Below are 25,025 nucleotides of genomic sequence, written 5' to 3' on the forward strand. Positions count from 1 at the left end.
CGCCTCACAGGTCCACCTGAATCGACGCCTGCACCATGCGGGGCGCGGCCGGTGTGGCGCTGGCTTGGCCGGCACCGGTGTAGCCGTTCAGCCCGCCGGGGACGATGTTGGTCCAGTAGCGTTCGTTGGCCAGGTTGGTGACTTCGAGGCGGTAGACCGTGTCGCGTTTCATCAACCGGGTGCTGTAGCTGGCGCCGGCGTCGAAGGTCTTGTAGCTGCCCACCCAGTGATCGTTGCTGTCATCGGTGGGGCGCGCGCTGGCATAACGGGCGTTGAGGTTGACGGTGAGGCCCGGCACCTGATCGATGCGGTATTCGGTCAGCAGACTGGCCGTCATCCGCGACAGCCCGACGATGCGCGTGTCTTCCGTGCTGTCGTTGCCGGTGGACAGCAGCTTCGGGTCCAGCCAGGTGATGCCGCCGAACAGCTTGAGATTCTGGCTCAGGTCGCCGTCGGCGAGGAATTCCACCCCGCGATTGCGCTGATCACCCGCCACGGCGTAGACGTTATCCGCCTGGGTGTAGGCGAAGGGCCGCTTGATCTGGAACGCTGCCAGCGACAGGTTGACCCCGCGCGCGACCCATTTGCCACCCAGCTCCCACATGCGACTGCGGTACGGCGACAGGATCGCCCCGGCGTTGCTGCTGCCGGCCGCCGCACTGTCACCCTGTTGCAGGCTGTCGGCGTAAGTCAGGTACAGCGTCAGGTCGTCCACCGGCTTGTACATCACGCTGGTCGCCGTGCTGATGCCCGAGTCTTGGGATGACGTGTGGACGCCTGCTTGAGAATAGTTGTCGGCGGTCAAACGGCTCTGGCTGCCGCTGAGCATCAGGCTCCATTTCGGCGTGAAGGTCAGGGTGTCGCCCAGTACGAAGGAATGCTGGCGGGCGTTGGCCGAGTGGTATCGATCGGTGAAGTCGGGGAAGTCAGGCTCGTCGAAGCCGACCGGATTGCTTAATGAGGCGCTGCCCAAGGTCTTCGTGCCGCCGTTCACGGGGTTGTAGTTGTCCCAGTCGAAACCGGTGACACCGACGGTCAGGTCGTGGCGAATGCCGGCGGTGTAGACGCTGCCGTTGAGGTTGGCCAGATAGCTGTTGATGGTGAAGCGGCTGGCGGTCGCGCTCGCCACCGAGCTGCGATAGGTGCCGGCGTTGTTGATCAGCGTGTTGGTGACCGCGGTGGACTCGCGGTCGGCGATCTGCCGCAGCGCGCCGATGTCGAGTTTCCAGTTGCCGTCGAAGTCATGCTTGAAATGCGCGCTGGCGGTGTCCGTGGTGTTGTTGTCGCCGGAGTAATTTTGCCCGAGGTTGCTGCGGGTCGGGTCCGGCGCGTGGGGCAGCGTCACGCCCGAGGCGACGGCGAACTTGCCGGGCAGGCCCTTGGATAGATAGCTGTAGTGGCTGAAGTTGGTTTCGATGACGCTGTCGTCACTGATCTGGAAATCCGTGGCGAGGCTCACCAGTTGCCTGCGCAAGGTGCTGCCGGGGGCATAGCTGTGGCCTTGCTCGTCGGCCACGTTCAGGCGGTATTTGATCTTGCCGTCCGGGTCGAACGGGCCACTCAGGTCAGCGGCCTTGAGCCAGGTCAGCCCGGTGCCCACGCCGACGGTCACCCGATTGCGGGTGAAATCGGTCGGGCGTTTCGACAGCAGGTTGAACGTGCCGGCCGGGTTCGCCGGGCCATACAGCGAACCCGACAACCCGCTCAGCACTTCGACGCCGCCCAGTTGCTCGGCCGGGTAATCGGTGGTCGACACCACGTTGAGGCCGTCCAGCCGGCTGTTCTGCACCACGCTTCCCTGCAGGCCCCGTGTTTGCGGACGGGCGCCGTCGGCCTGCACGGAGGGCATGTAGCGGATGATGTCCTTGAAGCTTTTGAGTTGCTGGCTGTCGATCAGGTCCGAGGACAGCACGCTAATGGAATAAGGCGTGTCCAGCAGCCTGCGTTCACCCATGGGGCCGAGGGTCGCCGACTTCTCCCGTGCCTGGTCGGCGATCGACTGTTCAGCACTGATGTCCAGCGGCGCCAGGGTCATTTCTTGCGCCAGGGTGACCTGGGCGAAACCGCCAAACAAAAGCGGCGCGAACGCCAGGCGCGAGGAGAAGGATCGGGTCATGTAAACACTCAGCAAGGAATAAAAAAACGGTGGCCATTGGTGTCGATCTGCTCGACGACGACGTGGTAAAGACGCGCCATGAGGGCGCTGTCGATGACGTCGTGGGGCGCGCCGTCGGCGATGAGCCGGCCTTCGTGCAGCACCAGCACGCGATTGGCCGAAGCAAGGGCGTGTTCAGGGCGATGGGTACTGGACAGGATGCTGACCCCTTGAGCGGCGAGGCGCTTGAGCAAGGCCAGCAGGCGCAGCTGATGGCCGTAGTCGAGGCCGGTGACCGGCTCATCAAGAATGATGGTATTGGCGCGCTGGACCATGGCCCGGGCGATCAGCACCAACTGACGCTCGCCGCCGGACAGCTCGGTGTACGGCCGTTCACTCAAGTGAAGGATGCCCAGGTCGGTCAGGGCCTGCTGCACAGAGGTCTTGTCGTCGTGGCTCGGTGCATGGCCCAGGCCCACGCTGGGCAATCGCCCCTGCCCAACGATGTGGGCGACGCTGAACGGAAAGCTCGGCACATGGCTCTGGGGCACGTAGGCAATCTGCCGGGCAATGGCACGGCGCTTCATCGAGCGCATCGGTTGGCCGTCGAGCAGCACCTCGCCGGCGTGGGGTGTCAGCAACCCCAGCAGCAGTTTCATCAAGGTGCTTTTTCCGGCGCCGTTGGCCCCCAGCAGGGCGATGTTGTCGCCGGGGGCGATGTCCAGCGAGACGTTACCGAGGATCACGCGGTCGCCGATTCGATAGCTCAGTTGACGGGCCTGCAAGCGCTTCATAGCCAACCCTTGCGCACGCGATGCAGCACCAGCACAAAGGCGATCGCGCCGAACAGCTCGGTGATGATGCCGAGGGGGATCTCTCCCGCCGACACGCTGCGAGCGACGCCGTCGGCCGCCAGCAGGAAGATCCCGCCCAGGCAGGCGCTGAGAGGCAGCAAGCGCGAATTAGCGGGGCCGACCAGCAGTCGCGCCAGGTGCGGAATCAGCAGACCTATCCAGCCGACCATGCCCGCCAGACTCACCGTCAGTGCGCAGATCAGCGTGGTCAGCACGATCAGGCCGCCACGGATCTGCTCGACCGGCACGCCCAGGCTCAGGGCCTCGTCATCACTCAGGGACAGGGCATCGATGGCGCGGCCGGTCATGCACAACAGCACAATCGCCACGGCCAGAATCGGGCCGATGATCCACAGTGCTTGAACATCCACGGCGCTGAGGCTGCCGAGCAGCCAATAGACGATGTTCGGCAATTGATCCACCGGATCGGCCATGTATTGGGCGATGGACAGCAGCGAGGTGAAGAGGGCGTTCGCGACAATGCCGCCGAGCACCAGCAGCAAGATCGACGGGGTGTGGAACATGTGCGCGATGCCCAGACCGACCGCCACGGCGATCAGCCCGGTCATGCAGGCGACCAGCGCAATGGCCAAAGGCGGCAGGTGCCAGATGATCCCGAGCGCAGCGCCGAAGGCACAACCGCTCAACACCCCCAGCAAACCCGGCGACACCAGCGGATTGCGGAACACGCCCTGATACGCCGCGCCCGAAACAGAAAGCCCGGCGCCCACTAGAACCGCTGCGATAACCCGAGGCAGGCGCGCCTCGATGATCAGGCTGTGCAGCAGGTCGTAGCGCTGCGCAGGCATGTCGCTGAGGCCGAGCATCGTTGCGATGAACGTGCTGAGTTCGTGGATTGAGATGTGATAGCGACCCAATAACAGCGCGCAGGCGGCCGTCACGATCAATGCCAACAGGCTGAGCAACAGAGGGGAATACAGCTTGGGAGGGGGCATCTGTTACTCATTGTTTCGGTATGTAAAAAACTATACAGCGATAGGCGAGGGTTCTCCAGGGACGGAATGCCGCATGGGATGAATCTTCATTTAGGGATTCACCCCATGTCTCGGTCTATTCAGCCAGTTCTACCAGCGCCTGCTCGCTGGAGTCGATATAGCGATGGCGCTGCAGTACGCCGAAACGACCGTAGGGTAGTCGCCGGGAGAGGGGGCGCTAACGTCATCGAGGATCGACAGTGACTGCGGATCCAGCTGCAGATCAGCCGCGCCTATGTTATCAGCGAGCTGCTCCAGCGTCCGGGCGCCGATGATGACCGAAGTGACTGAAGGATCATTGCCTGCCCAGGCAAGTGCCACCTGGCTCGGCGTCAGACCGGATTGCTCGGCCAATGCCTGAACGGCTTCCAGAATGGCCCAGTTACGGTCGTGCCTGAACAGCTCTTTCTTCATGTGGCGGGTCATGACGTCCTCGTTGTTCAGACGTGCCTGCGATGTCTGGCGGCTATCTTTCGCGTATTTGCCACTTAGAAAGCCTCCGCCAGCGGCGACCACGGCAACAGCCCAACCCCGTTGTACAGAGCGGCGGGTATCACCTCATAGTCGCTTTCGCGATACACCAGGTTGTATTGCTGCTGAAGGGTGACAGGCGCCGAAATGCCCATGGCTTTGGCAGTGCTGACGAACAGCTGCAGCTGCCACCCGGTCATGTTGGACAGGCCGATGTAGTGGATCTTGCCTGCACGCATGGCCGCGTCCAGAAATGACAATGTCTCTTCCACTGGCGTCAACGGGTCCCAGCCGTGCATCTGGTAAAGATCAATCGTCTCGGTACCCAAACGACGCAGCGAGGTGTCCAGTGCGCGTTTCAGGTGCGGGCGGGAGGTGCCGCAATCGTTTATATCCCGACCCGTTCCAAAGCGCGCTTTGGTGGCAATGACAACATGGCCCGCTTGCTTGTTGCGCTTAGCAAACCAACGTCCCAGCAGTTGTTCGGAGGCACCGCCGCCATAGACGTCGGCGGTATCAATCATGTTGCCGCCGGCGTCGATAAAGGCATCCAGGATCGCAAATGCTTCTTTCTCGGGGGTTTCAGAGCCGAGCCCCATGGTTCCCAAAATCTGGTTCGAGACAGTAAGACCTGATGTTCCAAGGGAGCGATATTTCATTTGGCGTTTCTCCATATGCGACGTGAGTTCAATATCTGGCGGGCTTGTGTTTGCCCGGTTGGCAAGGATTGCCGGATCTGGCGAGAGGGAAGATCAGTCGTGAGCGAGCGATGTCGACAGGTCGTGCCAGGCCCAGAGCTCGTGATGGCGTTTCTTGAGTTCGCCCTCGAAATACCCGACGGCGTCGCTGCCTGCGGTAAAGCGTAATGGAGGCTTCTGGGAGTGGGCGAGGAGGACCAGCGCCTGTGCCAGCTTCTTCGGATCATTGGCCTGCTTGCCATGTATGGCGAGGACTGCTTCACGCGCTCCGTCTGGATCTTTTGCGTAATCGGCAATGACCTGTGTGGCAAACCGGACTGAATCACTGCTCAGAAACTCCGTCCTGAAATACCCGGGCTCAACGACGGTCACATCCAGGCCAAACGGCGCGACTTCAAGGGCCAGGCACTCGGTAATGCCCTCGACTGCATATTTCGTCGCGCAGTACGCAGAGGCACCCACGCCACCGTGATAGCCCGCGACCGAGGAGATGTTGATGACATGCCCTCGTCCCTGGGCGCGAAGAACCGGCAGTGCCGCCCGAGTGACGTTCAATAGCCCGAACACGTTGGTCTCGAACTGCTCACGGACCTCCGCGTCCGAGAGTTCCTCCAGCGCGCCCAACACGGCGTAACCCGCGTTATTGACCACCACGTCGATTCGACCGCACCACGCAACGGCCGCGGTGATCGCCTCAATGGCCTGTTTCTCATCGGTGACATCAAGGGCCACGGCAAGCAATTCATCGTGGTGTCCCAGCGCTTCAATGACAGCTGTTACCTCTCTGCCTGTCGCAACGACCTTATCGCCCGCGGCGAGCGCCGCTTTGGCAATTTCAGTACCCAGGCCGCGGGTTGTGCCCGTGATAAACCAGACTTTACTCATCGGAGGTGCCTCGTATGAAGAGAGGTTAAGCGAGATTTCTCCAGTGTCCGGGCGCAGGCCCGTTCAGGCGGAAATGGCCTTACATTGTCCCGCCATGCCTGTTTGAGGGTTTGCTGACTTCGTTCGAAAACTTGCCTGAAACAACGAGTTGAACGTGCTGAAACGACAGGCAGGCCGATGGGTGAGGAGGTGAGGGTTTTGCGAGTACTCGTTGTTTTGTGCAGCGATCTGCTTTTATCGGGCAACTAATCAGGCGCATCCCCGGATCATAATTTGCTCATCTTAATAACCCAGTGGATGAGCCGATGACCTCCCTTTTTTCACCCTACACATTGAAGGACGTTACGCTGCGCAACCGGATCGTTGCGTCGCCGATGTGCCAATACCAGGCCACCGATGGCGCGCTGAACGACTGGCACACAACCCACTATGAGACGCTCGCCAAGGGCGGCGCCGGGCTAGTCGTGGTCGAGGCGACTTCGGTCAGCCCTGAAGGGCGGATTACCCCAGGCGACGCAGGTTTATGGAGCGATGCTCACGTTGCAGGCTTCACGGGGATTGCCGCTGTTATCAAGAAAGCCGGAGCAGTGCCTGGCATCCAGCTCAGCCATGCCGGACGCAAGGCGGGTTGCACGCCGCCATGGGAGGGCGGGCACCCGCTCGAGGAAGGGGATGCGCGGCGCTGGACGCCTGTTTCAGCGAGTGCCGTCCCGTATGTGCCTGACTCTTCTTATGTTCCGGAGGCGCTCACAGTGGAGGGAATTCAGCGCATTCATGCTGACTTCGCCGATGCTGCAGCACGCGCCCTTCGCGCCGGGTTTGAGTGGCTGGAGCTGCATTTTGCGCACGGCTTTCTGGCCCAGAGCTTCATGTCTCCCAAGGCCAACCTGCGCACCGATCAATATGGCGGCTCGCTGCCAAACCGGGCGCGCTTCCTGTTGGAAACGGTTGCGGCGGTCAAGCAGGTGTGGCCGCAGAATCTGCCGCTGACGATACGTTTTGGCACGGTCGATTTCGAGGAAGATCTCGAAGCGTCGATGGCTGATTCTGTCCAGGTGCTTCAGTGGTTGAAGGAAGGAGGCGTTGATTTTGTGGATTGCTCGCTTTCCCTTGCGGTACCGGACGAGCCCGTGCCATGGGCGCCTAATTTCATGGTTCCGCTCGCCGAGCACGTGCGAGCCGAGACCGGTTTGCCCGTCGGTACCAGTTGGATGATCACGGACGCACATCAAGCGGATCAATTCATTCGCTCGGGATCCCTCGACCTTGTCTGCTTTGCGCGGACACTCCTGGCCAACCCGCACTGGCCATTCCTGGCGGCGCGTGCGCTGGGTGTCGCAGACCCGGCGGCCGTGTTGCCGACACCCTATGCGTACTGGCTGCAAAACTGGGCGGGTTGATGATGGGCGGCGCGCCTGTTTGTTTGCCGGTGTAACGAGACCTGTGTAACGGCACGGCGCGCCATCGCGACGCTCGTCATTTCATGCACGCTGTGTCGGTGTAACGGCGTGTTACACCCATTGATAAATCCGAGTGCTCATCGAATCGGGCAATAAACACCGCTGATCAGGCAATCGCTCGCCGGGCGAGCGCAGCATACTTGCGAGCAGCGTATCGCTCGGCTCGAAGGCCTGGCGCTGACGGACATCATTGGAGAGCCATCATGGCAGACCGTCTCAAACTTCAGCTCACCGTGAACGGCGCCTCGATGGCCCTTGAGCTCGACCCGCGCACGACGTTGCTCGATGCCCTTCGCGAGCACGCGTTGCTTCCCGGTACCAAGAAAGGCTGCGATCAGGGCCAATGTGGCGCCTGTACGGTGCACGTCGAAGGCGAACGGGTGCTGAGCTGTCTGACCCTTGCAGCGCAAGTGGAAGGCCGTGATGTGACCACCATCGAGGGGTTGGCCCAGGCAGATGGCACCCTGCATGCGGTGCAGGCCGCTTTCGTCGAATTCGATGCGTTTCAATGCGGTTACTGCACCCCCGGTCAGATCATGTCTGCTGTCGCCTGCATCCGTGAGGGGCACACCGGGTCTGATGACGCCATTCGTGAATACATGAGTGGCAACCTCTGCCGCTGTGGTGCCTACCCCCATATCGTTACTGCCGTTCGTACCGCCGCAGAGCGTTTACAAGGGGCCAAGGCATGAGAGCATTCGACTACCTCCGCGCTCCTGATATAGCCACCGCCCGTCAGCAGGGTGACGTGCCCGAAACCCGTTTTCTGGCAGGAGGCACCACCCTGCTCGACCTGATGAAATGTGGCGTTGAGCGTCCCGTCATGTTGGTCGATATCACTCATCTGCAAGGCTTGAGCACCATCGACGCAGGCGGCGAGCAGATCCGCATCGGCGCGTTGGCAAAGATGAGCCAGGTCGCCGCTGATCCGCGAATCATCGAGCAGGCGCCGGTCATCAGCGAGGCACTGTGGCGGGCGGCTTCCCCGCAGTTGCGCAACATGGCGTCCATTGGCGGCAACTTGATGCAGCGCACGCGATGCACGTATTTTCGCGACCCGAGCGCCTACCCTGAGTGCAATAAACGCAATCCGGGGTCGGGCTGCGCGGCGCTCAAGGGCATCAACCGCAATCACGCTGTATTGGGAACGAGCGAAAGCTGCATCGCCGTCTACCCGGGTGATCTGGCCGTGGCACTGGTTGCCTTCGATGCGCGGGTGTTGATACGCGGCGCCACCGATCGTCAGGTGCAGGTCGAAGACTTTTACCGGCTGCCAGGCGCACAGCCGGACATTGAGCACGACCTTGCTGCAGGAGAGATGATCATCGGCGTCGAGGTGCCAACGGTGGCTGCGCTCAAGCGCTCCCATTATCTCAAGGTGCGTGATCGCGCTTCCTATGAATTCGCCGCTGCAAGCGCCGCCGTCGGGGTGGAATTCGAAGACGACGGTCGCACCCTCAAGGATGTCCGCATTGCCATGGGTGGGGTAGGCACCCGGCCGTGGCGCTTACGCGCAGTCGAACACGCCCTGATCGGCAAAACCCTCAGCGAGAACGTCATCCGTGAGGCGTCCCGCCTTTCTGTAGACGGGGCCCAGGCGCGCGAGCACAACGGTTTCAAGATCGTCCTGGCACCGCGCGTCGTTGCGCGGGCATTGATGACCGCTGGAGGTCTGGCATGAATGATGTTCTGAACCCTGATGTTTCTCGCCGGACCTTGCTTAAAACCGCTGCGGCAGGATCCGCCGTTGCATACGCCGGCATTGCGCTGAATCCGTTGACCGGTGAAGCTGCGCCCCTTCCTGAGCGTGAGCAAAATGGCGCATTGGGCGAGCGCGCATCCCGTCAGGACGGCGGCCTCAAGGTCAGGGGCCAGGCCCGGTATGCCATCGAGCACGCCATTGACGGCATGCTCTATGGCGTGGCCGTGCAATCGACCATTCCCGCAGGCCGCATCAGCGGAATCGACGTCAGTGTTGCCGAGAAGTCGCCGGGCGTGGTCGCCATCTACACCCACCAGAATCCCCTGGACATCAAGCAAGCGACGCCATTCATCAAAGGCGGCGCGGCGACTGAAAGCTTCACCCCGCTGCAGGATGATCAGGTGCGCTGGAATGGTCAGCACATCGGGCTGGTGGTGGCGCACACCTTCGAGCAGGCAACCGAAGCCGCCAGTCTGGTCAAGGTCGCCTACCAGCCAACCGTGGCGATCATCGACCCTGATGATCCGCGTGCAAAACCGCAACCCATCGATGACCTGCAAGCCAAATGGGGCGACGCGCCAGGCGCACTCGCGTCCGCTGCGGTCAGGATCGAGGGCGTCTATACAACGCCCCGTGAGTACAACGTGCCGATGGAGCCCCATGGCTGTATTGCGCATTGGGAGGCCGACACACTCACGGTCTATGAATCGAGCCAGTGGGTCGGCGGCGCGCGCAATGTGATTGCCCAGTGGATGGGCGTTGATATGGCCAAGGTGCGGGTGATCTCGCCGTTCATTGGCGGCGGGTTCGGTTGCAAGGTGGCGCCCCATCCCCATGTAGCGATGGCCTGTGCAGCTGCGAAAGCGCTGGGGCGACCGCTAAAAGTCTCGTTGACACGTCCGCAGACGTTCACCAGCTATGGCGGTCGGCCTCGCACCGGTCAACGCCTGGCGCTGGGCGCCACAAAGGAGGGCATGCTGGTGTCCATCGTTCATGAAGGCTGGAACGAGACGGCCATCGACGACACCCACCTGGAACCCAGCACCGGTGTGACGGCGTTGATGTATGCCACGCCAAACATACTTGCCCGCCACAGCATCATCCCCGTGAATACGGTGAATCCCGGCTGGATGCGCGCGCCCGGTGAGAACATCAGCACCTACGCACTGGAGACCGCCATGGACGAGCTGGCCTATGAGCTGGGCCTGGACCCCATTGAGCTGAGGCTTCGCAACTGGGCTTCACGCGACCAGAAGGCAAACATCCCGTGGACGACACGTCGTCTGCGAGAGGGCTATGCCGCCGGGGCCAACGCATTCGGTTGGGCCAGCCGCAACCCTAAACCCCGCTCGATGCGTGAGGGCCGAGAACTGATCGGCTGGGGAATGGCAGCGGGTACCTATCCGGTCTGGCGCACACCGGGTGAGGCGAAAATCGTCATCCACCAGGACGGGCGAATAGAGGTGCTGAGCGCAGGCACCGATCTCGGCACCGGCACGTATACGATTCTTGCGCAGACCGCCGCTGAAGTGCTCGACGTCCCGACTCATACGGTCAAGGTCAGTCTTGGCGATACAGACCTGCCCCGTGCGCCCATTGCTGGCGGCTCGCAGCTTGCGAACAATTTGACCGGAGCGGTCTACAAGGCGGCCAAATTGGCGCGAAGCGAGCTGTTGAGGGTGGCGACCACCGATCCCAAATCGCCTTTGCACGGCATGGATATCGCCAATCTGGTGTTCAAGAACGGCAGGATCAAACCCTCCCAGCGTCCGGGCGATGGTATTGCGCTGGCTTATTTACTCAAAGCGCTGGGCAGGGAGCGCTTTGAAGTGTCGACTGATACTTTCACGGCGGGGGCGACGGAGGCCGATCGCAATGCCGCAGCGCATGGGTTCAGCCAGATGCTCCCCGCGACCCATGGCGGCGTTTCCGCTCACAGTTGGGGTGTGCATTTCGTGGAAGTGCGGGTGGACGAAGACTTCGGCACGGTCAAAGTCAAACGCATGGTCGCGGCGTTCGACAGCGGCAGGGTCTATAACCCCAAGTTGGCCGAGAGTCAGTGGGTAGGTGGCATGATCATGGGCATCGGACAGGCGCTGTTTGAAGAAGGCCACATTGATCGGCGAGATGGCGGTATCGTCAATGCGAGCCTGGCTGACTATGTCGTGCCGGTGAATGCCGACGTGCCTGAGATCATCACCCTGGACGTCGGCATCCCTGATCTGCAGGCCAGCGCGCTCGGCGGCAAGGCGGTGGGTGAACTGGGCATCGTGGGCGTGGCGGCGGCTATTAACAACGCCGTTTATCACGCCACCGGAAAGCGTGTTCGCGATCTGCCGATCACCCTGGACAAGCTGCTTGCGTAAGCCATGAACAGTCTCGACCTTCAGGTGGTTCAGCAGGCCCTGAAATGGCTGCAACAGAGCCACGGCATCTGGCTGTGCACGGTGTTGTCCACGTTCGGGTCTGCTCCGCGTGGCCCGGGCGCCATGCTGGTGGTGCTGGAGCAAGGAGACTTCTGCGGATCGCTCTCTGGAGGTTGCGTGGAAGAGGACTTCTTTGAGCGCCTGGGTCGTCGTGAGTTCGCGCCCCGTAACCAGATCATTCGTTATGGCGAGGGCGGTTTTGCGCCAAATCTGGCGCTGCCCTGTGGTGGCGTTTTGGATGTGCTGATTGAGTACTTCAAGCCCGGTCCGCCGAGCAAGGAGCATTTTTCAGCCGTTCAACGCGCGATTCAGGGCCGCGAGTTGATTGTGCGTGAGGTGACGTTGGGATCGGGCCAGGTGCGCATCGAACACACCGGCATGGATTGCCCGGTGGTTAAGGTCGACGCCAGTTGCGTGCGCCTGCGGGTGGGCGCGGCAAGACGGCTGGTCATAGCCGGTTTATCGCCGGTCGCAGAATACTGTGCGAGCTTTGCAGTGGCGCTAGGCTATGAAGTGATCGTCTGTGATCCACGGACTGAACTGACGGCGCATTTTCATATGGCCGGTGTTGCGCTGATCGAAACGCTGCCAGCGACCTACATCGCTGACGGGGGGTGTCACGCTGCAACAGCCGTTGTCGCACTGACCCATGACCCGCGTCTGGATGACTTGACCTTGATGGAGGCAGTAAGAACCCCAGCTTTTTACATCGGTGCAATGGGCTCGCAGCGAACCAGCGCGAAACGCCTGGACAGGGTCAAACGGATCGGAATGCTGGATGACGAGCTTCTGAACCGGATTCACGCACCCATCGGGCTGAACCTGGGCAGCAAGACCCCTGCGGAAATTGCGCTGGCCGTCATGTCCGACATCGTTCGCGTAGGCAACGGGATCATCAAAAGTGCGCTTTAGCCATCAAACCGGGAAATAACCATGAATTCAGTTTCCAAGCCTGCCGTTAGCGCAACCGATCTGGGTCGTCTCGCTGAACGCGTCGGGCAGATCATCCGAAGTGAGGGCGATCATTTCACCGGGATACCCGGGCTGAGTTTCCATCGCCGCAATGCCACCACGACGCCGTTGCACTGCGTCTACTCCTTGGGTCTCGGGCTGACGCTGCAAGGGGGCAAACAGGTGATGGTGGGAGACGAAGTTCTCAGTTACGACCCGGGTCAATCAATGGTCACCAGCGTGGACATCCCCGTCATCGCCAATGTGACCAAAGCCAGTTTCGCACAACCCTTTCTCGGCATGATCCTGAAGCTGGACGGGGCGCTGGTGGTGCAGGCGGCCGAGCGCTTGAAGCTGTCCCAGCGCATGAAAGACGAGAGCTTCAGGCCTGTGACCGTCCATGGACTAGAGCCCAGTGTTCTGGGGGCGCTGGATCGCCTGGTCCAGTTGCTGGACGAGCCTTGCCTGATCAACAGTCTGGCCCCGCTCATTATTGAAGAAATTGTCATACGGCTCCTGAATGGCCCCCACGGCCCACAGCTGTTGCATATCGTCAGTGCGGGCTCGCCGAGCCACCACATCGCCAAAGCACTGGAGTGGCTAAAACTCAACTTCAGCAAGCCACTGAGGGTCGACGACCTGGCAACGGCTGCTTGCATGAGTCCGTCCACGTTTCGTCAGCATTTTCGGAACGTCACTGGAATGAGCCCCCTGCAGTACCAGAAGCAGCTGAGGTTGCAGGCCGCTCGACAAATGATGCTCAGCCAGAACGTGGATGCCAGCAGTGCCGGTGGCCTTGTCGGGTATGAAAGTTCGTCACAGTTCAGTCGGGAATACAGCCGGTTGTTTGGTGAGCCGCCGCAGCGGGATATAAAGCGGATGCGGTTGCAGTAAGAGGGGTGGCTGAATCCAGCCAACCCCTTGGACCTGCCTCGCGGCGCTAGGGTCGTACCATGGAAGCAGACAGCCGCCGCATTTATCGTGAGATGCGGTCAACCGTTTCGCAGTCTTTCGCTGATCCAGCCAATGGCCCAACTCGCTGGATGAATGGATTGCATGGGCACCAGGGGATTGCCTTCCCGCGCGGCGATCCTTCCATCCCGTTCGGCCTCGATATGAATCCACAGGGTGTTCTGCTTGAAGCCATCCGCGCGCTGGCGCTCTCGGTAAATACGTTGCCTGGCGGCTGCATCATTATAGTTTTCATGATTTTCGGGCATGGCTCACCTGCGCAAATGACAATGTCTTCACGGTGCAACTGCTGTTGAGCGTGCTTTTTTCTACGAAGGATCTTTAACCTGCACCGCGCCAATCAGAGAGACAGCGTTGCCATCTAGACGAAGGGAATGGCGCTCGGGGCGAGGGCCATATTCACAGGAGGGGGCGGGGCTCACCAGACCTGATTCGACGGATTTTTTGCCTAATCCAAGCCTGCGGCGGCCCTCACTCCAGACAAGCAGGGGCGAAAATTGGGCGCTGAACGGCGACCGTCGGGTACAAGAACGCTCAAACGTGCCCAAACAACCCCTGAGCAAACTTTACCCGCTCTTCCGGGCTCTCCTGAACACCGTCCGCCGCCAGCTCTTCGAGCCGCTTTTCCACCGCCACGGTCCGGTGAGTCAGCCCGCAGTCATTGGCAATCTGGATGTTCAGCCCCGGCCGCGCATTCAGCTCCAGAATCAGCGGCCCGCGGTCCTGGTCCAGCACCATGTCGACGCCGATATAACCCAGGCCGCACAGCTCGTAGCACTCGGCCGCGAGCTTCATGAAACCGTCCCAGTTCGGCAGTTGCACGCCATCCACCGCATTGGTGGTGTCGGGGTGCTTGCTGATGATGTTGTTCAGCCAGGTGCCGCGCAGCGTCAGGCCGGTCGCCAGATCGACGCCGACACCGATGGCGCCCTGGTGCAGGTTGGCCTTGCCGCCGGACTGCCGGGTGGGCAGGCGCAGCATCGCCATCACCGGGTAACCCATCAGCACAATCACGCGGATGTCCGGGACGCCCTCGTAACTGATGCTCTTGAAAATCTGATCTGGCGTAACCCGGTATTCGATCAGCGCGCGATCGCGATGGCCGCCCAGGGAGTACAGCCCGGTGAGAATGCTGGAAATCTGATGCTCGATTTCGTCGTGGCTGATGATGCGCCCGGAAATCGTGCGGAAACGCTCTTCGAATCGGTCGGCGATGACCAGAATGCCGTCGCCGCCTGCACCCTTGGCCGGCTTGATGACGAAATCGCTGCGCCCGCCGATGATCGTGTCGAGCTTGTCGATTTCCTTCTCGGTGGAAATGATCCCGTACATCTCGGGCACGTGAATGCCCGCCGCGATCGCCCGCTCCTTGGTGATGATCTTGTCATCGACGATGGGGTAGAGGCTGCGCTTGTTGTACTTGAGCACGTAGTCGGCGTTACGCCGGTTGATGCCCATGATCCCCTTGGCTTCCAGCGCCTTCCAGGTTTTCCACCAGCCGATCATTTATGGGTTTCCCGCTCGGCGTCTTCCTTGAGGAAGGCCTTGAAACGGACCAGTTCGGTCAGCCGATAACCGCGATAACGCCCCATCGCCAGCATGAAACCCACCAGGATCAGCAGGATGGCCGGGAAGGTGAACACGAAGTAGATGAACTCCGGGATGCTCATGATGATGTGCGCCAGGGAGGCCGCAAACAGCGTGCCGATGGCGACCTTCATCGCATGGCCGCCGCCACGTTCTTCCCAGGTGATCGACAGGCGTTCGATGGTCATGGTCAGAATCACCATCGGGAACAGCGCCACCGACAACCCGCGCTCAAGGCCCAGCTTGTGACTGAACAGGCTGATGGCGGCAATCAGCACCACCACGAAGGTCAGCACCACCGACAGCCTCGGCAGCATTTGCAGCTTCAGGTGTTCGAGGTACGAACGCAGGGACAGGCCCAGCGCCGTGATGATGGTGAACAACACGATGCCAAAGCCCAGCTGGGTCTCGCGGAATGCCAGCGCGATCAGCACCGGGGTGAACGTCCCCAGCGTCTGCAGGCCTACGAGGTTGCGCAGGATCAGGATCACCAGCACGCCGATCGGGATCATCACCATGATCATGAAGGTCTGCTGGGTTTGCAGCGGCAGGCTGTACAGCGAGTATTCGAGGAAGTCGGCGTCGGTGCTTTCATCGGTCAGCTTGGCCAGACGAATCGCGTTCATCTCGCTGTTGTTCAGGCTGAAACTCACGGTGGCCTTTTTGCCACCCTCCACGGAGATCAGGTTGTCGTTGCCGATCCACCACAGCAGGCGGTCCTGGGGCAGGCCCGCTTCGCCGGTTTCCGGATTGAAATACAGCCAGTCCTTGCCATTGAAGCTGCGCAGCCACAGTTCGGGTGACTGCGGCTGATCGGCGACCAGGCGAATGGTATGGGCTTTCTCCACCGGCACGTGGGCGATGGACAGCAGGGTTTCAGTGATCCGCGCCTTGTTCTGCACCGACGTGTCGCCGGCCAGCAGCAACTTGACGTTGTCGTCGCTCAGATTATTGACACGTTTGATGGCTTCGCTGACGAAGGTTTCGACGTCGGCGGAATGTTGCCGGATCGGCGCAAGCAGCGCGTCGGCGGCGATTTTTTCCGGGCCTTCCACAACGATGCTGTCGCGGAAGATCGGCCCTTTGATCTTGGCTTTCTCGCCGCTGTAGCGCTTGGTCAACACCAGCCGGTAGTACAACGTCTGATTGCCGTTGGCCCGGCGCGCGGACCAGGTGACCTTGCGGTTGCCGTCGGCACGATTGACGTTCACGCCGTAGTTGTTGGAGATGAAGCTTTCATTGAGGCTGATGTAATCCCGGGACAGTGGTGGCACGTACATCTGCACCTTGACCGTGTCCTTCGGGTTGGCGACGAACTCGACCTTGGCGTCGATGTTCCACAGGTCGTCGGTTTCGTCTTCGGTCACCGGAATGCCGAGCACCAATATCTGGTAAGCCGTGATCGCGATGCCCAGCGTGACGAGGGTCGCGATCAGGATTTTCAGATGGAGGGTAAGAGAGCGCATGTCGTTACTCTGCGGTTTGAGCATCGGTGACGCAGGCAGGCTTGCCGGCTGCGTATTTCAGACTTGGATCAACCAGCGCATCGAAGTGCTTGAGGGCTTCGGAGCCAATCAAAAGCGGGTATTGGAATGCGCTGCGGTCGGTCAAGTTCACTTCTATGGTGCGCAGCGCCCCGCCCATGCAGACATCCAGGCTGATGACCGGGCGGGCGGTGTACTTCTTGTCGTCATCGGCGTCGATGTCGCCGGCGCGGCGCTTGATCTTGCTGACCCGGGCCAGGGGACGTTCGATGGGGTGTTCGTGGGCATCGTCGATGGCCAAGTAAAAACGCACCCAGGATTCGCCATTGCGCTTGAAGCGTTTGATGTCTCGGGCGCTCAGGGAGGCGGTTTTGGCTCCGGTGTCCAGTTTGGCGGCAACCTGCAGGTCGATGTCGGCAAGCTCGGCGTATTCGTTCAGGCCGTAGACGGTCTTTTCAGCGGCAGAGGCCAGACTGGGGAGAAAAAACCCGGGCAGAAAAAGGCCCGGCAGGTACAGGGATAAGAGGAAGAGAAGAGGGTGGCGGCTCATAAGTCCAGGCGTGATGAAAAGTGAAAGAGCTGCTTTGACGCCGAAATCGGCTTTTGGTTTGACCAAGGGTGCCGATCCTGCGAAAGCCGCTTGCTGCCCCTTGGGGGCTGGAGCGGCCGGCATTCTAGCATGAAGCTTTTGTGGCGCGACCGAGGGGCGGCGCGGACAGGTGCCGTCAGACACTTCGCCAGAACGTGTCGCCATTAGACGATTGTCGACAATCAATCATTTAGCTTTGACGTAATAGCCGTGTTTCGCTAGATTTACTGGCATTCACTCTTCAGGTGTCAACAATGTTGGATGCCGCAGACATTCTCCCTGCTTCGCCGGTCGATGCCGAGACCCTGTCCGAGAACGTCTTTCGCCGCATACAGGCGGCCATCGTCAAGGGCGACATCGCCCCCGGCAGCAAGATCTCCGAGCCTGAGCTTGCGCGCACCTACGGCATCAGCCGCGGGCCATTGCGCGAGGCCATCCACCGGCTTGAAGGCCAGCGCCTGTTGGTGCGCGTTCCCCACGTCGGCGCTCGCGTGGTTTCCCTGAGCCATGCCCAGCTGGTCGAGCTCTATGAAATCCGCGAATCCCTTGAAGGCATGGCCTGTCGCCTCGCCGCCGAGCGCATGACGGTTGAAGAGGTCGACGAACTGCGCCGCGTGCTGGAAACCCATGAGCGTGACAGCGCCTTTCAGGCCGGCGTCGGCTATTACCAGCAGGAAGGCGACTTCGACTTTCATTACCGGATCATTCAGGGCGCGCGTAACAGCACGCTGACCCAGATGCTCTGCGATGACCTCTACCAACTGGTGCGCATGTACCGCATCCAGTTCTCGACGACGCCCAATCGTCCGCGCCAGGCGTTCGCCGAGCACCACCGTATTCTCGATGCCATCGCCGAACATGACGGTGAGCTGGCCGAGCTGTTGATGCGCCGACACATTGCCGCGTCCAAACGCAATATTGAGCAGCGCTTTCACGCTGCCACTGCCCGAGGTGAACAATGACCACAAGCACCACTCCTGGCCAACGCTTCCGTGACGCTGTCGCCAGTGAACATCCGCTGCAAGTGGTCGGCACGATCAACGCCAACCATGCGCTGCTGGCGCAACGGGCCGGCTTCAAGGCGATTTACCTGTCCGGCGGCGGTGTGGCGGCGGGTTCGCTGGGGGTGCCGGACCTCGGCATTACCGGCCTGGACGACGTCCTCACCGACGTGCGCCGCATCACCGACGTCTGCGACCTGCCGCTGCTGGTGGACGTCGACACCGGTTTCGGTGCTTCGGCGTTCAACGTGGCGCGCACGGTCAAGTCGATGATCAAGTTCGGCGCGGCGGCGATGCACATCGAAGACCAGGTCGGCGCCAAGCGCTGCGGTCACCGGCCCGGCAAGGAAATCGTCTCGCAGCAGGAGATGGTCGATCGCATCAAGGCGGCGGTGGATGCGCGAACCGACGACAGTTTCGTGATCATGGCGCGCACCGATGCGCTGGCGGTGGAAGGGCTGGAATCGGCACTGGACCGCGCCGCAGCGTGCATCGAAGCGGGTGCGGACATGGTCTTCCCGGAAGCGATCACCGAGCTTGAGATGTACAAGCTGTTTGCCTCGCGGGTGAAGGCGCCCATCCTCGCCAACATCACCGAATTCGGCTCGACGCCGCTGTTCACCACCGACGAGCTGAAGTCCGCTGAAGTGGCTTTGGTGCTCTACCCGCTGTCGGCGTTCCGGGCAATGAACAAAGCAGCGGAAAACGTCTACACGGCGATTCGTCGCGACGGCACCCAGAAGAACGTCATCGACACCATGCAAACGCGGATGGAGTTGTACGAGCGCATTGACTACCACGCGTTCGAGCAGAAGCTTGATGCGCTGTTTGCGCAGAAGAAATCGTAGAAAAGCCGCAAACGAATTGCCGATTCCCACACAACTACAAGACTGGAGACAGCAATGGCTGAAGCAAAAGTATTGAGCGGCGCAGGCCTGCGAGGCCAGGTGGCCGGGCAGACCGCGTTGTCCACCGTCGGCCAGGCCGGCGCCGGGCTGACCTACCGCGGCTATGACGTGCGTGAACTCGCCGCCGACGCCCGATTCGAAGAAGTCGCGTACCTGTTGCTGTACGGCGAACTGCCAACCCAGGCGCAGCTCGACGGCTACCTGAAGAAACTCCAGGGCCTGCGCGACCTGCCCCAGGCGTTGAAAGAAGTGCTGGAGCGCATTCCCGCCGACACCCACCCCATGGACGTGATGCGCACCGGCTGCTCGATGCTCGGCAATCTCGAGCCCGAAGCCAGCTTCGCCCAGCAGCTCGATTCCACCGACCGGCTGCTGGCCGCGTTCCCGGCGATCATGTGCTACTGGTACCGCTTCAGCCACGAAGGCAAGCGCATCGACTGCGTCACCGACGAGGTGTCCATTGCCGGACACTTCCTGAAGCTGCTGCTGGACAAGGCGCCGAGCGAACTGCACCGCAAGGTCATGGACGTGTCGCTGATTCTCTACGCCGAGCACGAATTCAACGCCTCGACCTTTACCGCGCGAGTTTGCGCATCGACCCTGTCTGACCTGTTTTCCTGCATCACGGCGGCCATCGGTACCCTGCGCGGGCCATTGCACGGCGGCGCCAATGAAGCGGCGATGGAGATGATCCAGAAATTCGCCTCCGCCGAAGAAGCGACGAAGGGCACTTTGGCGATGCTCGAACGCAAGGACAAGATCATGGGCTTCGGCCACGCGATCTATAAGGACAACGACCCGCGTAACGAGGTGATCAAGGGTTGGTCGAAAAAGCTCGCGGAGGAGGTGGGCGACACGGTGCTCTTTCCGGTCTCCGAAGCCATCGACAAGACCATGTGGGAGCAGAAGAAACTCTTCCCCAACGCCGACTTCTACCACGCCTCGGCGTACCACTTCATGGGCATCCCGACTCAGCTGTTCACCCCGATCTTCGTCTGCTCGCGCCTGACCGGCTGGGCCTCCCACGTGTTCGAACAGCGCGCCAACAACCGCATCATCCGACCGAGCGCCGAATACATCGGCGTCGAACAGCGCAAATTCGTGCCCATCGAACAGCGCTGATTGGGAAAGGAGAGTTCCACGGGGCTCTCCACCCGTAACTTTTCCGTGATCGAGTCCTGACGATGAACACTGAATACCGCAAATCGCTGCCCGGCACGGCGCTGGATTATTTCGACGCCCAGGCGGCGGTCGATGGGATCAAGCCTGGCGCCTACGCCACGCTGCCGTACACCTCCCGCGTGCTCGCCGAAAACCTGGTGCGCCGTTGCCATCCGACGACGCTGACGGCCTCGCTCACACAACTGATCGAACGCAAGCGCGACCTCGATTTTCCGTGGTTTCCGGCGCGCGTGGTCTGCCACGACATTCTTGGCCAGACCGCGCTGGTTGACCTGGCCGGCTTGCGCGACGCCATCGCCGACATGGGCGGCGACCCCGCGCAGGTCAATCCGGTGGTGCCCGTGCAGTTGATCGTCGACCACTCGCTGGCGGTCGAATGCGGGGGCTACGACCCGGATGCCTTCAGCAAAAACCGGGCGATTGAAGACCGTCGCAACGAAGACCGTTTCCACTTCATCAACTGGACCAAGCAGGCCTTCAAGAACGTCGAAGTGATCCCGCCGGGCAACGGCATCATGCATCAGATCAATCTGGAGCGGATGTCACCGGTGATCCAGACCCTCAACGGGGTTGCCTTCCCGGACACGCTGGTCGGCACCGACAGCCACACCCCTCACGTTGATGCGCTGGGCGTCATCGCCATCGGCGTCGGCGGCCTGGAAGCCGAGAACGTCATGCTCGGCCGCGCCTCGTGGATGCGCCTGCCGGACATCATCGGCGTCGAACTGTCGGGCCGTCCGCAGCCAGGCATTACCGCCACCGACGTGGTGCTGGCGCTCACCGAATACCTGCGTCAGCAAAAGGTCGTCGGCGCGTACCTGGAGTTCTACGGCGAGGGCGCCCGCGCGCTGACCCTCGGCGACCGCGCGACCATCTCGAACATGGCCCCCGAATACGGCGCCACCGCCGCCATGTTCAGCATCGATCAACAGACCATCGACTACCTCAGGCTGACCGGTCGCGAAGACCAGCAAGTGCAGCTGGTTGAGACCTTCGCCCGCCATACCGGGCTCTGGGCCGACAGCCTGGTCAGCGCCGAATATGAGCGGGTGCTGCGTTTCGACCTGTCCAGCGTGGTGCGCAACATGGCCGGGCCGTCCAACCCCCATGCACGTGTAGCCACGGCCGATCTGGCCGCCAAAGGCATCGCGGCGCCGTGGCAGGAGACCCCGGGCCAAATGCCGGATGGCGCGGTGATCATCGCTGCCATCACCAGCTGCACCAACACCAGCAACCCGCGCAACGTCATCGCCGCAGGTTTGCTGGCGCGCAACGCTAATCGCTTGGGGCTGACGCGCAAACCCTGGGTGAAGTCGTCCCTGGCGCCGGGCTCGAAAACCGTCGCGCTGTACCTGGATGAAGCAGGGCTGACCGGCGAGCTGGAGCAACTGGGTTTCGGCATCGTCGCGTTCGCCTGCACCACCTGCAACGGCATGTCCGGCGCGCTGGACCCCGTGATCCAGCAGGAAATCATCGACCGCGACCTGTACGCCACGGCAGTGTTGTCGGGCAACCGTAACTTCGACGGGCGCATTCACCCTTACGCCAAGCAGGCGTTTCTCGCCTCGCCGCCGCTGGTGGTGGCCTACGCCATCGCCGGAACAATCCGCTTCGATATCGAGAAAGACGTGCTGGGCCTCGGCCCCAACGGCGAAGAAATCCGCCTGAAAGACCTCTGGCCGAGCGACGCCGAGATCGACCAGGTGGTGAAGGCCTCGGTCAAGCCGGAGCAGTTCCGTCAGGTGTACATCCCGATGTTCGCCATCCACGAAGACACCGGCCCGAAAGTCGCGCCGCTGTACGACTGGCGGCCGATGAGCACCTACATTCGTCGCCCGCCGTACTGGGAAGGCGCCCTGGCCGGCGAACGAACCCTCAGGGGCATGCGTCCGCTGGCGGTGCTGCCGGACAACATCACCACCGATCATCTGTCGCCCTCCAACGCGATCATGCTCGACAGCGCCGCTGGCGAATACCTGGAGAAAATGGGCCTGCCGGAAGAGGACTTCAACTCCTACGCCACCCATCGCGGCGATCACCTGACGGCCCAGCGCGCCACGTTCGCCAACCCCAAGCTGTTCAATGAAATGGTGGTGGAAAACGGCAAGGTCAAGCAGGGTTCCTACGCGCGGATCGAGCCGGAAGGCCAGGTCACGCGGATGTGGGAGGCCATCGAAACTTACATGGCGCGCAAGCAGCCGCTGATCATCATTGCCGGCGCCGATTACGGTCAGGGTTCGTCCCGGGACTGGGCCGCCAAGGGCGTGCGTCTGGCGGGCGTTGAAGTCATCGTCGCTGAGGGCTTCGAGCGTATCCATCGCACCAATCTGGTGGGCATGGGCGTGCTGCCGCTGGAGTTCAAGCCGGGCACCAATCGCCTGACCCTGGGTATCGACGGCAGTGAAACCTTCGACGTGATCGGCGCGCGTACGCCGGGCGCAACGCTGACGCTGATCATCCAGCGCAAGAATGGCGAGCGTGTGGAGGTGCCGGTGACCTGCCGTCTCGACACGGGGGAAGAGGTGTTGATCTACGAGGCCGGCGGCGTGTTGCAACGCTTCGCCCAGGACTTCCTCGAATCCGCCGCCGTCGCCTGAGCCGACGCGCGCTCTTTATGACGCGCGCTCTATATAAAGAAGGAGCAGTTCATGGCTTCCACCGCACAGATCAAGATTCCCGCGACCTACATGCGCGGCGGCACCAGCAAGGGCGTGTTTTTCCTCCGGGACGACCTGCCTGAAGCCGCGCAAACCCCCGGTGCGGCCCGTGATGCCTTGCTGTTGCGGGTGATCGGCAGCCCCGACCCCTACGCCAAGCAGATCGATGGCATGGGCGGCGCGACGTCGAGCACCAGCAAAACGGTGATCCTGTCAAAGAGCGAGAAAGCCGATCACGACGTCGATTACCTGTTTGGTCAAGTGGCCATCGATAAGCCCTTCGTCGACTGGAGCGGCAATTGCGGCAATCTGTCAGCGGCAGTCGGCCCGTTCGCAATCAGCAACGGTCTGGTTGACCCGGCGCGCATTCCCCGGAACGGCGTGGCGGTGGTGCGCATCTGGCAGGCCAACATCGGCAAAACCATCATCGCCCACGTGCCGATGACCGACGGCGCGGTGCAGGAAACCGGCGATTTCGAGCTCGACGGCGTGACCTTTCCGGCGGCGGAAGTGCAGCTGGAATTCATGGACCCTGCCGCAGACGAGGAGGGCGCAGGCGGCTCGATGTTCCCCACCGGCCATCTGGTGGACGAGCTTGAAGTGCCGGGTGTGGGAACCTTCAAGGCGACGATGATCAATGCCGGCATCCCGACGATCTTCGTCAACGCCCGGGACATCGGCTACACCGGCAGCGAATTGCAGGACGCAATCAACAGCGATCCGAAGGCCCTGAGCATGTTCGAAACGATCCGGGCCTATGGCGCCGTGCGCATGGGGCTGATCGGCACGGTCGAGGAGGCCGCGACGCGTCAGCACACGCCCAAAGTAGCGTTCGTGGCCGCGCCTGCGGACTACCTGTCTTCCAGCGGCAAGCGCGTCACCACCGAAGACACCGATCTGTTGGTGCGCGCCATGTCCATGGGCAAGCTGCACCACGCGATGATGGGCACCGCCGCAGTCGCCATCGGCACGGCAGCCGCGATTCCCGGAACGCTGGTCAATCTGGCAGCGGGCGGCGGCGAGCGCAGTGCAGTGCGCTTCGGCCATCCTTCCGGAACCCTGCGTGTCGGCGCTGAAGCCGTGTTGGTCGACGGCGACTGGCAAGTCAAAAAAGCCATCATGAGCCGCAGCGCGCGGGTCTTGATGGAAGGATGGGTGCGAGTGCCGGGCAACAGCTTCTGACCGGAGCGCATGGCCTGCTCCGGCCAACTTGCAGCTTGCAGCTTCAAACTTGCCGCTGCGCAGCTACTTAAACCGCCGCTCGACGCCTTTCTCCACCAGCACCTTGGCCGAGATTTCCTCCACCGAAAAATGCGTGGAATTGATGTGCGGGATGTTTTCGCGGCGGAACAGGCCCTCGACTTCGCGGACCTCGAACTCGCACTGGGCGTAGCTGGCGTAGCGGCTGTTGGGTTTGCGTTCGTGGCGGATCGCGGTCAGGCGGTCAGGGTCGATGGTCAGGCCGAACAGCTTGTCCCGGTGCAGCTTCAGCGCGGCAGGCAACTGCAGGCGCTCCATGTCATCTTCGGTCAGCGGGTAATTGGCCGCGCGGATGCCGAACTGCATGGCCATGTACAGGCAGGTCGGGGTTTTGCCGCAGCGCGACACCCCCACCAGGATGATGTCGGCCTTGTCGTAGTAATGGGTTCTGGCGCCGTCGTCGTTGTCCAGCGCAAAGTTCACCGCCTCGATCCGCTCCATGTAATTGGAGTTGTGCCCGATCGAGTGGGATTTCCCCACCGAGTACGAAGAGTGTGAACTAAGCTCCAGCTCCAGCGGGGCGAGGAAGGTCGAGAAGATGTCGATCATGAAGCCGTCTGAGGTCGCGAGAATCTCGCGGATGTCCTGGTTGACGATGGTGTCGAAAATGATCGGACGGGCCTCGTCCTTCTCGGCGGCCTTGTTGATTTGCTGCACCATGGCCCGCGCCTTTTCGACGCTGTCGATATAGGGCCGCGTGAACTTGTTGAATGTAATGTTTTCAAATTGCGCTAGCAGACTCTGGCCAAGGGTTTCGGCGGTGATGCCGGTGCCATCGGAGATGAAAAAAGCGGATCGTTTCATTTGCGCCCCGGGGCCTTAAGCTGAAGACAATTTGTGGATATGAT

20 protein-coding genes and 1 pseudogene are annotated in these 25,025 nt (G+C 61.6%); 11 read left to right on the forward strand and 10 right to left on the reverse strand.

Annotation, left to right across the window (positions count from 1 at the left end; all coding sequences use genetic code 11):
- Nucleotides 1-4: 4 nt before the first annotated feature.
- From IFT99_RS01840 to IFT99_RS01860, 5 genes and pseudogenes are all read right to left on the reverse strand, one after another.
- Nucleotides 5-2,116: a TonB-dependent receptor gene (locus tag IFT99_RS01840; RefSeq protein ID WP_244656859.1), complete on the reverse strand. Its 2,112-nt coding sequence runs from the start codon at nt 2,114-2,116 to the stop codon at nt 5-7.
- Nucleotides 2,117-2,124: 8 nt separating this feature from the next.
- Nucleotides 2,125-2,889 carry an ABC transporter ATP-binding protein gene (locus tag IFT99_RS01845; RefSeq protein ID WP_244656860.1) on the reverse strand — a complete coding sequence of 255 codons (765 nt, stop codon included), beginning with the start codon at nt 2,887-2,889 and terminating at the stop codon, nt 2,125-2,127.
- Nucleotides 2,886-3,905, reverse strand: coding sequence for a FecCD family ABC transporter permease (locus tag IFT99_RS01850; RefSeq protein ID WP_192130223.1), 1,020 nt, complete (start codon nt 3,903-3,905; stop codon nt 2,886-2,888). Before IFT99_RS01850 ends, IFT99_RS01845 begins: the two co-directional genes overlap by 4 nt.
- 129 nt (nt 3,906-4,034) lie before the next feature.
- Nucleotides 4,035-5,089 (reverse strand): annotated as a pseudogene (locus IFT99_RS26610) (aldo/keto reductase).
- Between the two features lie 78 nt (nt 5,090-5,167).
- Complete coding sequence (locus IFT99_RS01860; RefSeq protein WP_192130224.1) at nt 5,168-5,998, reverse strand: SDR family NAD(P)-dependent oxidoreductase; 831 nt, start codon at nt 5,996-5,998, stop codon at nt 5,168-5,170.
- A 305-nt stretch (nt 5,999-6,303) separates the two neighbouring features.
- Here IFT99_RS01860 and IFT99_RS01865 point away from each other — a divergent pair, with 305 nt between their 5' ends.
- The 6 genes from IFT99_RS01865 (at nt 6,304) to IFT99_RS01890 (ending at nt 13,431) form a co-directional block, all read left to right on the forward strand.
- A complete protein-coding gene (locus IFT99_RS01865; protein WP_192130225.1) occupies nt 6,304-7,398 on the forward strand; it encodes an NADH:flavin oxidoreductase/NADH oxidase in 1,095 nt (364 codons plus the stop codon).
- Between the two features lie 263 nt (nt 7,399-7,661).
- Nucleotides 7,662-8,150 (forward strand): (2Fe-2S)-binding protein, encoded by a 489-nt coding sequence (locus IFT99_RS01870; protein WP_192130226.1) that lies wholly within the window; start codon nt 7,662-7,664, stop codon nt 8,148-8,150.
- Complete coding sequence (locus IFT99_RS01875) at nt 8,147-9,139, forward strand: FAD binding domain-containing protein (protein WP_192130227.1); 993 nt, start codon at nt 8,147-8,149, stop codon at nt 9,137-9,139. The genes IFT99_RS01870 and IFT99_RS01875 overlap by 4 nt, the downstream gene beginning before the upstream one ends.
- A complete protein-coding gene (locus tag IFT99_RS01880) occupies nt 9,136-11,526 on the forward strand; it encodes a xanthine dehydrogenase family protein molybdopterin-binding subunit (protein ID WP_192130228.1) in 2,391 nt (796 codons plus the stop codon). Before IFT99_RS01875 ends, IFT99_RS01880 begins: the two co-directional genes overlap by 4 nt.
- 3 nt (nt 11,527-11,529) lie before the next feature.
- Nucleotides 11,530-12,498 (forward strand): XdhC family protein, encoded by a 969-nt coding sequence (locus IFT99_RS01885; protein ID WP_192130229.1) that lies wholly within the window; start codon nt 11,530-11,532, stop codon nt 12,496-12,498.
- Nucleotides 12,499-12,519: 21 nt separating this feature from the next.
- Entirely contained in the window at nt 12,520-13,431 is a 912-nt protein-coding gene (locus tag IFT99_RS01890) for an AraC family transcriptional regulator (protein WP_192130230.1), read from the forward strand.
- Between the two features lie 98 nt (nt 13,432-13,529).
- Here IFT99_RS01890 and IFT99_RS01895 read toward each other — a convergent pair whose 3' ends face one another.
- The 4 genes from IFT99_RS01895 to rloA all read right to left on the reverse strand — a co-directional run bounded on the left by IFT99_RS01895 (nt 13,530) and on the right by rloA (nt 17,130).
- Nucleotides 13,530-13,757: a hypothetical protein gene (locus IFT99_RS01895; RefSeq protein ID WP_192130231.1), complete on the reverse strand. Its 228-nt coding sequence runs from the start codon at nt 13,755-13,757 to the stop codon at nt 13,530-13,532.
- Nucleotides 13,758-14,043: 286 nt separating this feature from the next.
- Nucleotides 14,044-15,012 (reverse strand): alpha-L-glutamate ligase-like protein, encoded by a 969-nt coding sequence (locus IFT99_RS01900; RefSeq protein WP_167355790.1) that lies wholly within the window; start codon nt 15,010-15,012, stop codon nt 14,044-14,046.
- On the reverse strand, nt 15,012-16,562 hold the full coding sequence (rloB, locus tag IFT99_RS01905) for an osmotic stress tolerance membrane protein RloB (protein WP_065988742.1): 1,551 nt from the start codon (nt 16,560-16,562) through the stop codon (nt 15,012-15,014). Before rloB ends, IFT99_RS01900 begins: the two co-directional genes overlap by 1 nt.
- Before the next feature lie 4 nt (nt 16,563-16,566).
- Nucleotides 16,567-17,130: a retropepsin-like aspartic peptidase RloA gene (rloA, locus tag IFT99_RS01910; RefSeq protein WP_192130509.1), complete on the reverse strand. Its 564-nt coding sequence runs from the start codon at nt 17,128-17,130 to the stop codon at nt 16,567-16,569.
- A 293-nt stretch (nt 17,131-17,423) separates the two neighbouring features.
- Here rloA and IFT99_RS01915 point away from each other — a divergent pair, with 293 nt between their 5' ends.
- From IFT99_RS01915 to prpF, 5 genes are all read left to right on the forward strand, one after another.
- Complete coding sequence (locus IFT99_RS01915) at nt 17,424-18,131, forward strand: GntR family transcriptional regulator (protein WP_192130232.1); 708 nt, start codon at nt 17,424-17,426, stop codon at nt 18,129-18,131.
- Nucleotides 18,128-19,018: a methylisocitrate lyase gene (prpB, locus tag IFT99_RS01920; protein WP_192130233.1), complete on the forward strand. Its 891-nt coding sequence runs from the start codon at nt 18,128-18,130 to the stop codon at nt 19,016-19,018. The genes IFT99_RS01915 and prpB overlap by 4 nt, the downstream gene beginning before the upstream one ends.
- Nucleotides 19,019-19,072: 54 nt before the next feature.
- Entirely contained in the window at nt 19,073-20,200 is a 1,128-nt protein-coding gene (prpC, locus tag IFT99_RS01925; RefSeq protein ID WP_192130234.1) for a bifunctional 2-methylcitrate synthase/citrate synthase, read from the forward strand.
- Between the two features lie 62 nt (nt 20,201-20,262).
- Nucleotides 20,263-22,857: a Fe/S-dependent 2-methylisocitrate dehydratase AcnD gene (acnD, locus tag IFT99_RS01930; protein ID WP_192130235.1), complete on the forward strand. Its 2,595-nt coding sequence runs from the start codon at nt 20,263-20,265 to the stop codon at nt 22,855-22,857.
- A 51-nt stretch (nt 22,858-22,908) separates the two neighbouring features.
- Complete coding sequence (gene prpF / locus IFT99_RS01935) at nt 22,909-24,099, forward strand: 2-methylaconitate cis-trans isomerase PrpF (protein ID WP_192130236.1); 1,191 nt, start codon at nt 22,909-22,911, stop codon at nt 24,097-24,099.
- Between the two features lie 63 nt (nt 24,100-24,162).
- On the opposite strand, the gene ppsR is transcribed toward prpF, so the two are convergent.
- On the reverse strand, nt 24,163-24,981 hold the full coding sequence (gene ppsR, locus IFT99_RS01940; protein WP_074887131.1) for a posphoenolpyruvate synthetase regulatory kinase/phosphorylase PpsR: 819 nt from the start codon (nt 24,979-24,981) through the stop codon (nt 24,163-24,165).
- Nucleotides 24,982-25,025: the final 44 nt, after the last annotated feature.

Origin of the sequence: Pseudomonas sp. CFBP 8772 (assembly GCF_014841665.1) — a bacterium.
Taxonomy (GTDB): domain Bacteria; phylum Pseudomonadota; class Gammaproteobacteria; order Pseudomonadales; family Pseudomonadaceae; genus Aquipseudomonas; species Aquipseudomonas graminis_B.

Bases quoted from the DNA above. Each gene is read 5' to 3' on its own strand.
- IFT99_RS01840 (WP_244656859.1), bottom strand. From the start codon at position 2,116: ATGACCCGATCCTTCTCCTCGCGCCTGGCGTTCGCGCCGCTTTTGTTT.
- IFT99_RS01845 (WP_244656860.1), bottom strand. From the start codon at position 2,889: ATGAAGCGCTTGCAGGCCCGTCAACTGAGCTATCGAATCGGCGACCGC.
- IFT99_RS01850 (WP_192130223.1), bottom strand. From the start codon at position 3,905: ATGCCCCCTCCCAAGCTGTATTCCCCTCTGTTGCTCAGCCTGTTGGCA.
- IFT99_RS01860 (WP_192130224.1), bottom strand. From the start codon at position 5,998: ATGAGTAAAGTCTGGTTTATCACGGGCACAACCCGCGGCCTGGGTACT.
- IFT99_RS01865 (WP_192130225.1), top strand. From the start codon at position 6,304: ATGACCTCCCTTTTTTCACCCTACACATTGAAGGACGTTACGCTGCGC.
- IFT99_RS01870 (WP_192130226.1), top strand. From the start codon at position 7,662: ATGGCAGACCGTCTCAAACTTCAGCTCACCGTGAACGGCGCCTCGATG.
- IFT99_RS01875 (WP_192130227.1), top strand. From the start codon at position 8,147: ATGAGAGCATTCGACTACCTCCGCGCTCCTGATATAGCCACCGCCCGT.
- IFT99_RS01880 (WP_192130228.1), top strand. From the start codon at position 9,136: ATGAATGATGTTCTGAACCCTGATGTTTCTCGCCGGACCTTGCTTAAA.
- IFT99_RS01885 (WP_192130229.1), top strand. From the start codon at position 11,530: ATGAACAGTCTCGACCTTCAGGTGGTTCAGCAGGCCCTGAAATGGCTG.
- IFT99_RS01890 (WP_192130230.1), top strand. From the start codon at position 12,520: ATGAATTCAGTTTCCAAGCCTGCCGTTAGCGCAACCGATCTGGGTCGT.
- IFT99_RS01895 (WP_192130231.1), bottom strand. From the start codon at position 13,757: ATGCCCGAAAATCATGAAAACTATAATGATGCAGCCGCCAGGCAACGT.
- rloB (WP_065988742.1), bottom strand. From the start codon at position 16,562: ATGCGCTCTCTTACCCTCCATCTGAAAATCCTGATCGCGACCCTCGTC.
- rloA (WP_192130509.1), bottom strand. From the start codon at position 17,130: ATGAGCCGCCACCCTCTTCTCTTCCTCTTATCCCTGTACCTGCCGGGC.
- IFT99_RS01915 (WP_192130232.1), top strand. From the start codon at position 17,424: ATGTTGGATGCCGCAGACATTCTCCCTGCTTCGCCGGTCGATGCCGAG.
- prpB (WP_192130233.1), top strand. From the start codon at position 18,128: ATGACCACAAGCACCACTCCTGGCCAACGCTTCCGTGACGCTGTCGCC.
- prpC (WP_192130234.1), top strand. From the start codon at position 19,073: ATGGCTGAAGCAAAAGTATTGAGCGGCGCAGGCCTGCGAGGCCAGGTG.
- acnD (WP_192130235.1), top strand. From the start codon at position 20,263: ATGAACACTGAATACCGCAAATCGCTGCCCGGCACGGCGCTGGATTAT.
- prpF (WP_192130236.1), top strand. From the start codon at position 22,909: ATGGCTTCCACCGCACAGATCAAGATTCCCGCGACCTACATGCGCGGC.
- ppsR (WP_074887131.1), bottom strand. From the start codon at position 24,981: ATGAAACGATCCGCTTTTTTCATCTCCGATGGCACCGGCATCACCGCC.